General features: G+C 69.8%; 15 protein-coding genes and 1 riboswitch. Of the genes, 7 read left to right on the plus strand and 8 right to left on the minus strand.

The features are described 5' to 3' along the window. Positions 1 to 16: 16 nt before the first annotated feature. Complete coding sequence (locus tag B072_RS0100795; RefSeq protein ID WP_026245324.1) at positions 17 to 964, minus strand: glucosyl-3-phosphoglycerate synthase; 948 nt, start codon at positions 962 to 964, stop codon at positions 17 to 19. A 191-nt stretch (positions 965 to 1155) separates the two neighbouring features. Further along, a riboswitch (SAM riboswitch) is annotated at positions 1156 to 1311 on the plus strand. Here B072_RS0100795 and thrC point away from each other — a divergent pair. The 4 genes from thrC to groL all read left to right on the plus strand — a co-directional run bounded on the left by thrC (position 1305) and on the right by groL (position 5523). Beyond that, on the plus strand, positions 1305 to 2630 hold the full coding sequence (gene thrC, locus B072_RS0100800) for a threonine synthase (protein ID WP_078506237.1): 1326 nt from the start codon (positions 1305 to 1307) through the stop codon (positions 2628 to 2630). It overlaps the preceding riboswitch by 7 nt. Positions 2631 to 2665: 35 nt before the next feature. Beyond that, a complete protein-coding gene (locus B072_RS0100805; protein ID WP_018528026.1) occupies positions 2666 to 2941 on the plus strand; it encodes a MoaD/ThiS family protein in 276 nt (91 codons plus the stop codon). 443 nt (positions 2942 to 3384) lie between these two features. Then, the gene (locus B072_RS0100810; protein WP_005486335.1) at positions 3385 to 3591 is read left to right on the plus strand and encodes a cold-shock protein; all 207 of its coding nucleotides are present in this window, start codon (positions 3385 to 3387) and stop codon (positions 3589 to 3591) included. A gap of 306 nt (positions 3592 to 3897) precedes the next feature. Then, positions 3898 to 5523 (plus strand): chaperonin GroEL, encoded by a 1626-nt coding sequence (groL, locus tag B072_RS0100815; protein ID WP_018528027.1) that lies wholly within the window; start codon positions 3898 to 3900, stop codon positions 5521 to 5523. Between the two features lie 146 nt (positions 5524 to 5669). Here groL and B072_RS0100820 read toward each other — a convergent pair whose 3' ends face one another. Continuing rightward, entirely contained in the window at positions 5670 to 5921 is a 252-nt protein-coding gene (locus tag B072_RS0100820; protein ID WP_018528028.1) for a type II toxin-antitoxin system Phd/YefM family antitoxin, read from the minus strand. Between the two features lie 111 nt (positions 5922 to 6032). Here B072_RS0100820 and B072_RS48565 point away from each other — a divergent pair, with 111 nt between their 5' ends. Further along, positions 6033 to 7316 carry a DUF6215 domain-containing protein gene (locus tag B072_RS48565; protein WP_018528029.1) on the plus strand — a complete coding sequence of 428 codons (1284 nt, stop codon included), beginning with the start codon at positions 6033 to 6035 and terminating at the stop codon, positions 7314 to 7316. Between the two features lie 329 nt (positions 7317 to 7645). On the opposite strand, the gene B072_RS0100835 is transcribed toward B072_RS48565, so the two are convergent. Next, positions 7646 to 7858: a DUF397 domain-containing protein gene (locus B072_RS0100835; RefSeq protein WP_018528031.1), complete on the minus strand. Its 213-nt coding sequence runs from the start codon at positions 7856 to 7858 to the stop codon at positions 7646 to 7648. Then, positions 7833 to 8678 (minus strand): helix-turn-helix domain-containing protein, encoded by an 846-nt coding sequence (locus tag B072_RS0100840; protein ID WP_026245326.1) that lies wholly within the window; start codon positions 8676 to 8678, stop codon positions 7833 to 7835. The genes B072_RS0100835 and B072_RS0100840 overlap by 26 nt, the downstream gene beginning before the upstream one ends. Before the next feature lie 124 nt (positions 8679 to 8802). On the opposite strand from B072_RS0100840, the gene B072_RS0100845 reads away from it, so the two are divergent. Both B072_RS0100845 and B072_RS0100850 read left to right on the plus strand, forming a co-directional pair. Then, positions 8803 to 9018 (plus strand): hypothetical protein, encoded by a 216-nt coding sequence (locus B072_RS0100845; RefSeq protein WP_018528033.1) that lies wholly within the window; start codon positions 8803 to 8805, stop codon positions 9016 to 9018. Further along, positions 9015 to 9221: a hypothetical protein gene (locus B072_RS0100850; RefSeq protein ID WP_018528034.1), complete on the plus strand. Its 207-nt coding sequence runs from the start codon at positions 9015 to 9017 to the stop codon at positions 9219 to 9221. Before B072_RS0100845 ends, B072_RS0100850 begins: the two co-directional genes overlap by 4 nt. On the opposite strand, the gene B072_RS0100855 is transcribed toward B072_RS0100850, so the two are convergent. The 4 genes from B072_RS0100855 to B072_RS0100870 form a co-directional block, all read right to left on the minus strand. Then, positions 9218 to 9799 carry a CGNR zinc finger domain-containing protein gene (locus tag B072_RS0100855; RefSeq protein ID WP_018528035.1) on the minus strand — a complete coding sequence of 194 codons (582 nt, stop codon included), beginning with the start codon at positions 9797 to 9799 and terminating at the stop codon, positions 9218 to 9220. The genes B072_RS0100850 and B072_RS0100855 overlap by 4 nt on opposite strands. A gap of 95 nt (positions 9800 to 9894) precedes the next feature. Further along, positions 9895 to 11409: a PTS transporter subunit EIIC gene (locus B072_RS0100860; RefSeq protein WP_018528036.1), complete on the minus strand. Its 1515-nt coding sequence runs from the start codon at positions 11407 to 11409 to the stop codon at positions 9895 to 9897. A 52-nt stretch (positions 11410 to 11461) separates the two neighbouring features. Beyond that, positions 11462 to 12403 (minus strand): N-acetylmuramic acid 6-phosphate etherase, encoded by a 942-nt coding sequence (gene murQ, locus B072_RS0100865; protein WP_018528037.1) that lies wholly within the window; start codon positions 12401 to 12403, stop codon positions 11462 to 11464. Between the two features lie 205 nt (positions 12404 to 12608). Further along, entirely contained in the window at positions 12609 to 13538 is a 930-nt protein-coding gene (locus B072_RS0100870; RefSeq protein WP_026245327.1) for a MurR/RpiR family transcriptional regulator, read from the minus strand. Positions 13539 to 13593: the final 55 nt, after the last annotated feature.

Genomic DNA, 13593 nt, shown 5'->3' on the forward strand with positions numbered 1-13593 from the left:
GCCTATTATCCCGTGATTAAGCCACGCGACGCTCCGCATACTCACTGATTTCGGTCATCGGCTGCCGCTCCTCGGTGTCCACCGAGTGCACCCGCGGCTCGAAGCCGTCGGGGCCGCGCTCGAACTGGGTGAGCACCGGCCGCACCATGTGTCCGCGCGCCAGCCGCAGCTGGGCCGTGCGGTAGATCGCCGCGGCCATCCGCCCGAGCGCCTGCCCGTCCTGGTGCCGGTGGATCCTGACCCCCACGTCGACCTGGGCGAGCGCGTCCAGGCCCACGGTGTGCAGCGCGTCGACGAGCAGCCCGAGCTCCACCCCGTACCCGACGGGGAACGGCAGCTGTTCCAGCAGCGACCTGCGGGCCGCGTACTCGCCGCCCAACGGCTGGACGAATCCGGCCAGTTGGGGCCAGTGCAGATTGAGGATCGGGCGCGCCATCAGCTCGGTGACCCGGCCGCCCTGGCCCGCCGCGCCGGCCAGCGGGCGGTCGTACATCGCCTTCACGAAGTCCACGCCCGGGTCGGTGAGCAGCGGCCCGACGATCCCGGAGACGAAGTCCGCCGAGAACTCCTTCAGATCGGCGTCGACGAAACACACGATGTCGCCGGACGTGACCAGAAGGGAACGCCACAGCACCTCGCCCTTGCCGGGGCGGGCCGCGATCCGCGGCAGGATCGCGTCCCGGTGCTCGACGCGCGCGCCGGCCGCCGCCGCGACCTCGGACGTACGGTCCGTGGAGCCGGAATCGACGACCACGACCTCGTCGACCAGCGGCGTCGGGCCCGTCATCAGCTCACGCCGGATGATCGCGACGATCTCCCCGACCGTCTCCTCCTCGTTGAGTGCGGGCAGCACGACGCTCACCGTCTGGCCGGTGGCGCGTTTCGCGGCGGTCAGCTGGTGCAGCGGGCGGTCGGTCACGGACCAGGAGCGCCTGCTCAGCCAGCGCTCGACTTCTTCCAGCACGTTGCGCGGCTCCTCACGGTGCGGGGGGATACGGGGGATGTGATCCATCTCGCGGTTCGGACGACTATCTCAAGGGTCCACCCCTTCAGTTACAGTCTTGAACAGGGTCGGTGACCATCGCATGTCGGGGTCCCCGTCGCCCGTACCGCGCCTTACCGCGAGGTAACAATCGCAGTGCCACAACCGAATACCGCTCATCCAGAGGGGCAGAGGGATACGGCCCGTTGAAGCCCCGGCAACCCTCCAGCCGGTCTCGTAAGACGCTCACCGTCGACGTCGCGAGGCTCCCGGCTCGGGAAGGTGCCAATTCCGTCTCGTGGCGAGATGCGTCGCGAGGAAGATGAGGAGAAAGGGCCTCGCCTCCATGGCTGCACAGACTTTTGCCACCGACACCCCCGCCACCACCACGGTGGACCTCGGCCCCGCGTCCGGCCTCTCCTGCCGTGAGTGCGGCGCGAAGTTCGAGCTCGGACCGATCTTCGCCTGCGTCGAGTGTTTCGGGCCTCTGGAAGTCGCGTACGACCTTCCCGTCGGCGACCCCGAGGCGCTCCGCAAGCAGATCGAGGCGGGCCCGGCCAACATCTGGCGCTACGCCCCCCTCCTGCCGGTCCCGGCCGACGTCGCCGAGAAGCCGAACCTGAACCCGGGCTGGACCAAGCTGGTCAAGGCCGACAACCTCGCCCGTGAACTCGGCGTCGAGCAGGGCAAGTTGTTCGTCAAGGACGACTCCGGCAACCCCACGCACTCCTTCAAGGACCGCGTCGTCGCGCAGGCCATCGAGGCCGCCCGCGCCTTCGGCTTCACCACGCTCTCCTGCTCCTCCACCGGCAACCTGGCGGGCGCCGTCGGCGCCGCCGCCGCCCGCGCCGGCTTCCGCTCCTGCGTGTTCATCCCGCACGACCTGGAGCAGGGCAAGGTCGTCATGGCCGGTGTCTACGGCGGTGACCTCGTCGCCATCGAGGGCAACTACGACGACGTGAACCGCTTCTGCTCCGAGCTCATCGGCGACCCGCTGGGCGAGGGCTGGGGCTTCGTGAACGTGAACCTGCGCCCGTACTACGGCGAGGGCTCCAAGACGCTGGCGTACGAGATCTGCGAGCAGCTCGGCTGGCGGCTCCCGGACCAGCTGGTCATCCCGATCGCGTCCGGCTCCCAGTTCACGAAGATCGACAAGGGTCTCAAGGAGCTCATCGCGCTCGGCCTCGTCGAGGACAAGCCGTACAAGCTCTTCGGCGCCCAGGCCGAGGGCTGCTCCCCGGTCTCGGTCGCGTACAAGGCCGGCCAGGACGTCGTGCGTCCGCAGAAGCCGGACACGATCGCCAAGTCCCTCGCCATCGGCAACCCGGCCGACGGGCCCTACGTCCTCGACATCGCGCGCCGCACCGGCGGCGCGGTGGAGGACGTCAACGACGAGCAGGTCGTCGACGCGATCAAGCTGCTCGCGCAGACGGAGGGCATCTTCGCGGAGACGGCGGGCGGCGTGACGCTCGGCGTCACCAAGAAGCTCATCGAGGCGGGCCTCATCGACCCGTCGCTGACCACCGTCGTCCTGAACACCGGGGACGGGCTCAAGACGCTCGACGCCGTTGCCGATTCCTCGCAGGCGACCGCGACGATCCGGCCGAGCCTCGACGCGTTCCGCGACGCCGGTCTCGCCGCCCACTGAGCCAACCGAACCTGTAGCACCGGGAGTCACCCACCATGAGCGTCACCGTCCGCATCCCCACCATCCTCCGCACCTACACCGGCGGCCGGGCCGAGGTCCCCGCCGAGGGCGCCACCCTCGCCGACGTCATCGCCGACCTGGAGCAGAACCACACCGGGATCGCCGCCCGCGTCCTGGACGACCAGGGCAAGCTGCGCCGCTTCGTCAACGTGTACGTGAACGACGACGACGTCCGCTTCGAGCAGGGCCTGGAGACGGCGACGCCGGACGGCGCCGGGGTCTCGATCATTCCCGCCGTCGCCGGCGGCTGATCTTTCGGCGATCTTTCGCCGTTCTCCTCAGAGTCACGTGAATTGCCCCCTCCGCGAGAGAAGCGGAGGGGGCAATTCTGCATGGTTGAGCGCGGTACAGTTGGGGAAGCTGGTTCGGTCCCGAAGGTGGCGCATGACAGGCGCATATGAGTTCTCTCCCGGGGGCCGACAAGAAGCAGCCAAAGTACTCCGCCCTTTCAGGCCCTTTATGGCATTTGCACGGCCCGACTTGCCCTGAGATCCGTCGAGTTGGACCGTTTTCCGCGATCACGCGTGCCCAGAATTCTCGTCCGACTGACCTGTTGCAGACGGCAGTTGGGCAGATACATTCAGCCGCGGTCGACGCGTTCCGGCGCACACCCCCATATCCCATGGGGCGTGAGGTCTGACCCGGGTCCGCGAAGTGCGGTCCTGCGCAAGGGCCAGTAATAGGGGAGTTAGGCATGGCTCAGGGCACCGTCAAGTGGTTCAACGCGGAGAAGGGGTACGGCTTCATCGCGGTCGACGGTGGTGCGGATGTTTTCGTCCACTACAGCGCGATTCAGATGGACGGCTACCGCACCCTCGAAGAGGGTCAGCGAGTTGAATTCGAAATCTCGCAGGGCCAGAAGGGGCCGCAGGCCGACATGGTCCGCCTGGCCGCCGGCTGAGCGCGCGACTGACTGCAGCACGCAAGCTTCGTACGTCCATGAAGGGCCCGTCCCCCGGTTCGCCGGGGACGGGCCCTTCGTGCTGCGCGCGCCCCCGCCCGATCTGTGGTAGCCGCTTGCACTCGCATGGGTCGAGTGCTAATCATTGGGCTTAGCACTCTCCGAGTGAGAGTGACAGAACTTGGATCGGGTCGGTGAGGTCCGGGAGCCGGGTGGGGCAAGGAACCACAAGGCTCAAGGGCCGTCCGTCGCGGGCACCAGCACGGTCCGTTTGCGTTTCCACCCCGTCCGGGAGGACCACTTCACATGGCCAAGATCATCGCGTTCGACGAGGAGGCACGGCGCGGCCTCGAGCGCGGCATGAACCAGCTCGCCGACGCCGTCAAGGTGACCCTGGGCCCCAAGGGTCGCAACGTCGTCCTCGAGAAGAAGTGGGGCGCCCCCACGATCACCAACGATGGTGTGTCCATCGCCAAGGAGATCGAGCTCGAGGACCCGTACGAGAAGATCGGCGCCGAGCTGGTCAAGGAGGTCGCGAAGAAGACGGACGACGTCGCCGGTGACGGCACGACGACCGCGACCGTCCTGGCCCAGGCCCTGGTGCGCGAGGGTCTGCGCAACGTGGCCGCCGGTGCCAACCCCATGGCCCTCAAGCGCGGTATCGAGAAGGCCGTCGAGGCCGTCTCCGGTGCCCTGCTCGAGCAGGCCAAGGAGGTCGAGACCAAGGAGCAGATCGCTTCGACGGCCTCCATCTCCGCCGCCGACACCCAGATCGGCGAGCTCATCGCCGAGGCCATGGACAAGGTCGGCAAGGAAGGCGTCATCACCGTCGAGGAGTCCCAGACCTTCGGTCTGGAGCTTGAGCTCACCGAGGGTATGCGCTTCGACAAGGGCTACATCTCGGCGTACTTCGCCACCGACATGGAGCGTATGGAGGCCTCGCTGGAGGACCCGTACATCCTCATCGTCAACTCGAAGATCGGCAACGTGAAGGACCTCCTTCCGCTGCTCGAGAAGGTCATGCAGTCCGGCAAGCCGCTGCTGATCATCGCCGAGGACGTCGAGGGCGAGGCCCTGTCGACCCTGGTCGTCAACAAGATCCGTGGCACCTTCAAGTCCGTCGCCGTCAAGGCCCCGGGCTTCGGTGACCGCCGCAAGGCCATGCTCGGCGACATCGCCATCCTCACCGGTGGCACCGTCATCTCCGAGGAGGTCGGCCTCAAGCTGGAGAACGCCGGTCTCGACCTGCTCGGCCGCGCCCGCAAGGTCGTCATCACCAAGGACGAGACGACGATCGTCGACGGCTCCGGTGACAGCGACCAGGTCCAGGGCCGCGTCAACCAGATCCGCGCCGAGATCGAGAACTCGGACAGCGACTACGACCGCGAGAAGCTGCAGGAGCGCCTGGCGAAGCTCGCCGGCGGTGTTGCGGTCATCAAGGCCGGTGCCGCGACCGAGGTCGAGCTCAAGGAGCGCAAGCACCGCATCGAGGACGCCGTTCGCAACGCGAAGGCGGCCGTCGAAGAGGGCATCGTCGCCGGTGGTGGCGTGGCCCTCCTCCAGGCCTCCGCGGTGTTCGAGAAGCTGGAGCTCGAGGGTGACGAGGCGACCGGCGCCAACGCCGTGAAGCTCGCCCTGGAGGCCCCGCTCAAGCAGATCGCCGTCAACGGTGGTCTCGAGGGTGGCGTCGTCGTGGAGAAGGTTCGGAACCTGGCCGTCGGCCACGGTCTGAACGCCGCCACGGGCGAGTACGTCGACATGATCGCCGAGGGCATCCTCGACCCGGCCAAGGTGACGCGCTCCGCGCTGCAGAACGCCGCGTCGATCGCCGCGCTGTTCCTCACCACCGAGGCCGTCATCGCCGACAAGCCGGAGAAGGCGGGCGCTGCCCCGGCCGGCGGCGGCATGCCGGGCGGTGACATGGACTTCTGAGCCGGTCCCTGACCTGGTTCGGCCAGTCTGTACGTCCCGAGGGCGGCATCTCCTCTTCACGAGGGGGTGCCGCCCTCGGGCGTTTCATCGTTCGTAGTGGTAGCGGCAGGCCGCGATGCGGACCTCGTCCTCGTCCCGGACGGGCTTCACTCGACGAGCTCCCTGACCGTACCGTCGCCGTTCTCCAGGTTCTCGATGGCCTGCAGGATGCGCCGCGCGTTCTCCGGGCTGCGCAGCAGGTACGCCGTCTCCTTCAGAGACTCGTACTCGGCGAGCGCCACGATCACGACCGGCTCGCGGCCCGCGCGGGTCACGATCACTTCTTCGCGGTCGTCGACGACGGCGTTGAGCGTTTCCGCGTACTTCGCCCGGGACTCGGTGTAGGTCATGGTGCGCATTGCGGCCTCCTCGGAGCCTGTGCAGAAAGTCTCTTGCCTCCATGATCACCGCGGGTTACTGTCCCCGGGCGCGTACTGGGGAGTAGTGCGCAATCACGGCAGGTGGGGGACATGACCGACAGCAGTGGTGTGCCGGAGAAGAGCATGAACGCGGTGGGGCAGGCCATTTCGGCCGTGGCCCTCGTGGGGGCGCTCGCCGTCGGGTTCTGGGCGATCTCGGACCTGTCGGCGTCGGACGAGGCCGACGAGCCCAAGGCGGCGGCCTGCTCGGGCGGTGCGGCGGAGAAGGGCGACAAGGCGGCCGGGCGGGTCTACGGGGCCCAGTTGTGCAAGGCGCTGAACCAGCGCGAGCTCGCGACGTGGCTGGGGACGCCGGGCGAGATCCCCAAGAGCGCGAGCGGCAGCGGCGACGGGTCGATCGGCTCGGGCAGCGACAAGATCCCGTACCGGGCGGCGCGGATCGAGTTCGAGACGTACACGGTGACGCTCTCGGCGACGTACGACAAGCTGCCGGTGGACGAGGAGACCGTGGCGTTCCTCGGCCGCGACGTGCACGCCCAGAAGGTGCTGCGCCGCCCCGGGGTCTTCTACTCGACGCAGACCCTGGGCATCCGCTTCCGCCTCGGCGGTTCGGACGCCGAGAGCACGCAGGGGGTACCCGCCGAGGCGCTCGTCGTGGCGTTCGACCCGAAGAACCGCGGCGGCTCCTACGAGCTGGTGGTGTGGCGCAACGCCGGCGGGTATCCGGACCGGACCGTGCTCCTGGACGTCGCGAAGCACGTCCTCCCGGTCATCCCCGGCTTCGACTCAGGTGGGAGGACGCGGGCTTCACGGCACGTCTCAGGACGCGCCTTCCTCGTAGCTCTGCCACGCGTCGCGGCCCGCCCGGGAGGCGCTCGTCGCCGCCGTCTGGGCCTGCCGCAGGGCGCGGTGCGCCAGCTCGGCGGGCGGCACCTCCCAGCTGCCGGTCCAGCTGCGGCCCGCGCGGGCCAGCTCGTAGACGAGGACACCGACGCCGGCCGCGGCGACGAGCATGCCGACGCCGGTCAGCCCGGCACCGGTGGCCAGGCGCCGCTGGTCGGGGCGGAACTCGGTCCAGGAGATCTTGGAAAGGGTGCTGTCAGCCATGGGGCCAGGATGCGGGGTACCGGGCGCGGGCGCATGTGGAGCGGTTACCGCGCGGGCGCCGCGGTCGTTGTATCAGGCATGAGGATGAGCGGGAGTGTGCGCGTGGTGGCGGTGGCCCTGGTGGCGGCCGCGGCCCTGGCGGGTGTGGGTGCCTCCGGGGCGTGGGCGGCGGAGCCGGTGCCGCCGGGCCGCTCGGGGACCGTGGTGCCGCCGCACGAGCGGGCGGCGGCGCTCGGCAGGCTCGACCGGGTGTACTGGGACGGGTAGCCGAGGGCGCTCCCCTCCCAGGTCAGCCCAAGGAGGGGCCGGGCAACTCGGTTACGGGGACGGTCGGTTCGGGGGCCGTCACCTTCACCGGCTTGCCGTGGGTGGACAGGGGCAGGGTGATGGTCATCCGGACGCCGCCCATGTTCAGGTTTGTGCGGGTGTGGGCGGTGCGGGCCCGGAGTACACCGGTGGGTCGCTGCCGGTGTACTCCTTTGCCTGGTTCGTCCTGTCCTTGGTGCCGGGCGCCATCCGCCCGGGCGGGGCGGCGTGGCCGAGCACGCCCCGGTAGTGCGTGGTGCGGACGCCGCCTACGGTCTCCGGGCGGGCGATTACGGGGTGTCGCGCAGGTCGTCGATGAAGGCGGCCCAGGCTGCCGCCCGCAGCACGAGCTTCGGGCCGTCGGGGGTCTTTGAGTCGCGGACGGGGACGATGCCGGGGTAGTCGTGGGTGACTTCGAGGCAGTCGCTGCCGTCGCCGGCACTGTATGAGGACTTGTGCCAGTTGGCCGAGGTCAGGTCAGGTTCGCGTTTCGTGATCGCCATGCGCGTAATCCTCCGCCACTGAAGAGATCAGGGCCAGGGACTTCCTTGGGGTGAGGGCGCTGGCCCGGAGTAGATCGTAGGAGAGTTCCAGGCGGTTGACTGCCGCAGGATCGTCCAACAGCAGTCCTGTTACCGGGGCTTCGATGAACGCGAGGGGCGGTGCGTCGTCGAAGTACATGAGCTTGAGGGAGCCGTGCGGCGAGGCGTGGCCGCCTGCCGCGAATGGGATGACTTGGGCGATGATCCGGCGCGTGCGCACCAGGTTGGCGATGTGCTGCAAGTTCTCGGCCATCACGCTGGCGCTGCCGACCGGCCTGCGCAGGACTGCCTCGTCCAGGACGGCCCACAACTGCGGCTTTGTTGGATGGTCGAGGAGGCGAGTTCGGGACATGCGGGAGGCCAGAAGCTCCTCGATCGCCTGGTCCGGCGCGGTGGGCTGGTAGTCGAGAAAGACTGCTCGGGCGTAGTCGGAGGTCTGGAGCAGGCCGGGGATCAGCATTGCTCCGTACTGCCTGATCCCGGTTGCCAGGGCCTCGGCTTCGGCAGCCTCGGCGAAGTACTCCGGGTGCTTCGATTGGTTCGCCTTCGTGCAGTGCCGGACGAAGAAACCCCCGGCCTTCAGGATCTCGTCGAGCCGTACGGCCATGTCGGGCAGGATGCGTCGCGTCCCCGCCTCCATCTGGCCCACGTAGGACCCGCTGACGAACAACAGCTCTCCCAGGGCCTGTTGGGTCAGATCCGCTCTCTCCCGGGCATGGCGGAGTTCTTCGCCGATCATGACGCGGCGAGACGAGGGATCGAGGTCCTTCGGTCCTGACATGTGCATCAACTCCCGCATGCAGCAATGCGCTCTGTTGGGCCTGCGCCACTGGAAAGCGTAGAGCCGATCACGTCACGCTGGGTGAGGAAATCGGAACACTCGGTGTGAAGGGTGCTGGTCGCGAATGGTCGTGCGGGACGCGGAGCGGATTCGGGTGGTCGAGGAGGTCATCGCTCAACTCAGCGCTGAACTGGGTGTGTTGGGGGTGCTGCTGCCCTCGCTGCGGGTGGATCCGGTGTCGGCGGCGGGGGAGGTGGCGTATCCGCTGGTGGATCTCGGATGCGTCAACCTGGACACGGCGATGCGGCTGGCGTCCGTACTGCACGGGGTGCGGACGTGACGAGCGTCGGGGAGTACGTGATCGACGTACGGGACGGACGGGTCGGGCAGGTCATGGGGGCGGAGGGAGGCTACGTCCAACTCCGGCCGCCCGGCGGGGGAGTGGAGTGGGACTGCCCGCCGGAGGCCGTGACACCCGCGCCGGTGTCGGAGGAGCTGCGGGCGCGGGTGCGGGTGGTGAACCGGGAGGGGCGGCTGCCCTAGGCCCGCTGCGTCTTGCGGGACCGGTACCCCGCCATCTTGGAGCGGGCGCCGCACGTGTCCATCGAGCACCAGCGGCGGCGGCCCGGGCGGCTCTCGTCGACGTAGAGGAGGGTGCAGTCGGGGGCGGCGCACTCGCGGATCCGGCGGGCGTGGGGGCCGGTGAGGAGCTCGGCGCCGTCGCGGGCGACCAGGGTCAACAGGTCGCCGGTCAGGCGGAGTTGGGGGCGCTGGAGTGCGGGGCGGCTCTTCGGGCCGAGGGTGAGGCGGGGGCCCGGCAGGGAGCGGGCCGACCAGTTGCTGATGGTGTCCAGGTCGGCCGGGTCCGGGGCCGAGGGTGCGGAGAAGGCGCGGTGGAGGGCCTCGCGCAGTTCGCGGGCCTGGGCGAGGGCGCGGGGCGTGACGTCGGTCGACGGCCCGTCGGACAGGCCCGCCTCCCGGCACCAGCGGGACAGGTCGGCGGGGGCGCGCAGCCGCTCGCACTCGTCCGCGAGTCCGCGCATGCCCAGTGTGGCCGTGAAGTCGACCGAGGTCCTGCCGCCGAACCAGCGGAAGTTCAGGGGGCCTTGGGGCTTGTCCATGATGCGGGCACCGTAGCAGCTTACCGGTTTGACCGGTAACACGTGGGGGCCGTTCCGCAGTGGAACGGCCCCCACATGTGGTCAGGAGTGGTGCGTCAGACCTTCGCCGGTTCCTTCGGGTCCGCCGCGGTCTTCGGGGCCGACGGGCCCTGCTCGGCGTGGGCCTCGGGGGACTCGCCCGCGTCGACGTCCGCGTTCAGCTCCACCAGCATCTCCTTGGTGAATCCGAAGTAGTACGTCGCGAAGTAGCCGACGATGTAGCCGACCAGCAGGCCGCCCGCGTAGATCGCGATGTCGATGCCGATGTTGTGGTTGCCGTCGAGCAGCGGGAACAGGGCCCAGCCGGACGGGCCGATCGCGGTGGAACCGACCTGGTAGCCGACCATCGAGAAGAACCCGATGAACGCGCCGCCGGCCGCGCCACCGATGCACGCCGTGATGAACGGGCGGCCCAGGGGCAGCGAGACACCGTAGATCAGCGGCTCGCCCACGCCCAGGAAGCCCGCCGGGAGCGCCGACTTGATGGTCTTGCGCAGCGAGGTGTTGCGCGGCAGGCGCTTGAAGACGGCGATGGCCGAACCGACCTGGCCCGCGCCCGCCATGGCGAGGATCGGGAGCAGGACCGTGTAGCCCTGCTGCTCGATCAGGGTGGTGTGGATGGGGATCAGGGCCTGGTGCAGGCCCAGCATGACCAGCGGCAGGAAGAGGCCGCCGAGGATCGCGCCCGCGAAGACGCCCGCGCTGTCCAGGAGCCAGTTGGCCGCCGTGCCGATGCCGGTGGAGATCTCACCCGCGACGTACATCAGGCCGAAGATCGTGACCAGGCCGGAGACCAGGACCGTGAGGGTCGGGGTGACCAGGACGTCCAGGGACTCCGGGACCCACTTGCGGCACCACTTCTCGACGTAGACCGCGAGGATGGCCGCGCCCATCGCGCCCAGCACACCGCCCTGGCCCGGCGAGAGCTTCTCCCCGAACACGGAGATGTTGGCGACGCCCGCGTACACGATGATCGAGGCGACCGCGCCGCCCAGGATCGGGGTGCCGCCGAACTCCTTCGCCGCGTTGTAGCCGACGAACACGGCGATCAGCGACATGAAGCCCGAGGAGATCGCGGCGAGCGCCGGGGTGACCGTCGGCAGCCAGTGCAGGTTGATCAGCAGGCCGTTGATGCCCGCGACGATGCCGCAGCCGATCAGGGCCGGGATCAGCGGCACGAAGATGTTGGCGATCTTGCGCAGGAAGAGCTTGAACGGGGTGTTGTTCTTCGCCTTCTGCGCCGCCTTCATCGCGGCGCCCTGCGCGGCCAGCTCGTCGGCGGTCTTGGCGGGAGCGGCCGGGGCGGCCGCCTTGCCCTCCTCGACCAGCGTCTCGAACTCGGGGGTCACACGGGCGACCTTCCCCGGGCCGAGCACGATCTGGTACGTGTCGTCCTCGACCACGCCCATGACATCGGGCAGCGCCTTGAGCGCCTCGTCCTGGACGAGCGAACGGTCGGCCAGGCCGAGCCGGAGCCGGGTCATGCAGTGGACGACGGAAGTGACGTTCGCCGCGCCGCCGACGAGCGGGAGGATCGCGGCGGCGACGGCGCGGTTCTTGTTCTCGGTCATGGTGCGTGGTGCCTTGCTGTGCGGGTGGTGCTGGGGGACGTGAGGGGGAGGGTCAGGCGGTGGCGGCTGCCGCGAGGGCCGCGCGCAGGTGGCCGTTCGACTCGGTCAGGAGGCGGGCGGCGGTGGGGCCGTCGACCTCGCCGAGGACGACCAGGATGGCGTTCTTCACCTCCCCGTCCGTCGCGGCGAGCGCGGCCTCGATGGCGTCGTCGTCGGCGCCCGTGGCCAGGGAGACGATGCGGCGGGAGCGGGCCCGCAGCTTCTCGTTCGACGCGCGTACGTCGACCATGAGGTTCCCGTACGTCTTGCCGAGCCGGATCATGGTGATCGTCGACAGCATGTTCAGGACGAGCTTCTGCGCCGTGCCGGCCTTCAGGCGGGTCGAGCCGGTGAGCAGCTCGGGGCCGACGACGACCTCGATGCCGTGGTCCGCGGCGGCGGCCAGCGCGCTGTCCGCGTTGCAGGACAGGCCGATGGTGAGCGCGCCGCGGGTGTTCCTCGCGTGCTCCACCGCGCCGATCGCGTACGGGGTGCGGCCCGAGGCGGAGATGCCGACCACGATGTCGTCGGCCGTCAGGTTCAGCGCGTCCAGGTCCTCGGCCGCCAGTTCCTTGGAGTCCTCGGCGCCCTCGACCGCGGTGACCATGGCGCTCGGGCCGCCCGCGATCAGGCCGACGACCTCGCTCGGCTCGGTGTTGAAGGTGGGCGGGCACTCGGACGCGTCCAGCACGCCGAGGCGGCCCGCGGTGCCGGCGCCCGCGTAGATCAGGCGGCCGCCGCGGGCCATGCGCTCGGCGGTGCCGTCGATCGCCGCGGCGATCTGGGGGAGCTGAGCGGCCACGGCGGTCGGGACCGTGGCGTCCTCGCCATTCATGATCTTGGCGATCTCGAGGGTGGGGAGCTGGTCGATCTCGGCGAGCTCGGGGCGGAACGCCTCCGTCGTGAGGGTGGCCAGCTGGGCTCGGAGTTCGGTGTACGTGGCGTCGGTGGACATCGTCGTCTCGGGGCTTTCTGTGCGGGTGGGTGGCGTCTGCCTTGTGCTGTTTCGTTTCCGGCTCACGGCCGGTGGGGCTTCTCGCGCAGTTCCCCGCGCCCCTGAAAGGCCTGCGGCCTTCAGGGGAAGCTGCGCGAAGCGCATGCTTCAGGGGCGCGGGGAACTGCGCGACCAGCCCCCACCGGCCGTGAGCCGGGGACGAGCGTCATGACCTGCCACCCCGGGACGTGGCGCGGTGGCGGTGGGCCAGGGCCTCGTAGGACGCGGACAGCGCCGGCGCCGCCGACTCGTACGTGCGTTGCGCCACGCCCACGAACAGACAGTCCACGACCAGGAGCTGGCTGGTCCGGGAGGACATCGCGGCGGGGCGCAGCTCGCTCTCGCGGGCGATGGACGTGGTGAGGATGTGGTCCGCGTACTGCGAGACCGGGGCGTCCGGGCGGCCGGTGATCGCGATCGTCGTCGCGCCGTGCTCGAAGGCGACCCGGAGGGGTTCGATGACGTCGCTGGTGGTGCCGGAGTGGGTGATGGCGACGGCCACGTCCCCGCTGCGCAGGCTCACCGCGTTGGTGACGGCCAGGTGCGGGTCGGAGTGCGCGTACGCGACATGACCGATGCGCAGGAGCTTCTGGGCCAGGTCCTGGGCGACGAGGCCGGAGGCGGCCATGCCGTAGATCTCGACGCGGCCCGCGCCCGCCAGGGCGTTCACGGCGGCGCCGAGCTGCACGGTGTCCAGGCCCGCGGCGGTGTCGGCGAGGGTCTGCTGCTCGTCGTACGCGAGCTTCGCGACGACGTCGGCGATCGGGTCGTCGACCGCGATGTCCGCCGTGACGGCCGGGGCGCGGCCCGACTGCTGCTGGGCGGCGAGCCCGGCGAGCGCCAGGCGCAGGTCGCGGTAGCCGGGGTAGCCGAGGAGGCGGGCGGTGCGGACCACCGTCGCCTCGCTGGTGCCGGTGAGCTCGGCGAGGCCGGTGACGGTCAGCGCGGCGCAGCCGGCCGGGTCACCGGCGACCGCCTCGGCGACCCGCTGCATGGACCGCGTCATCGACGGGGCCAGGGTGCGCACCTTGGCCGCGAGGGCGGCCGGGGCGGGCGGCGCGTCGCTGGCGAAACTTTCCTTCACGTCATTGCTCACGTAATGAAAGATATTTTCGGGACGGGTGGGGGTCAAGGGTCCTTCGCCCCTGTCG

This window comes from Streptomyces sp. HmicA12 (genome assembly GCF_000373565.1).
Taxonomy (GTDB): domain Bacteria; phylum Actinomycetota; class Actinomycetes; order Streptomycetales; family Streptomycetaceae; genus Streptomyces.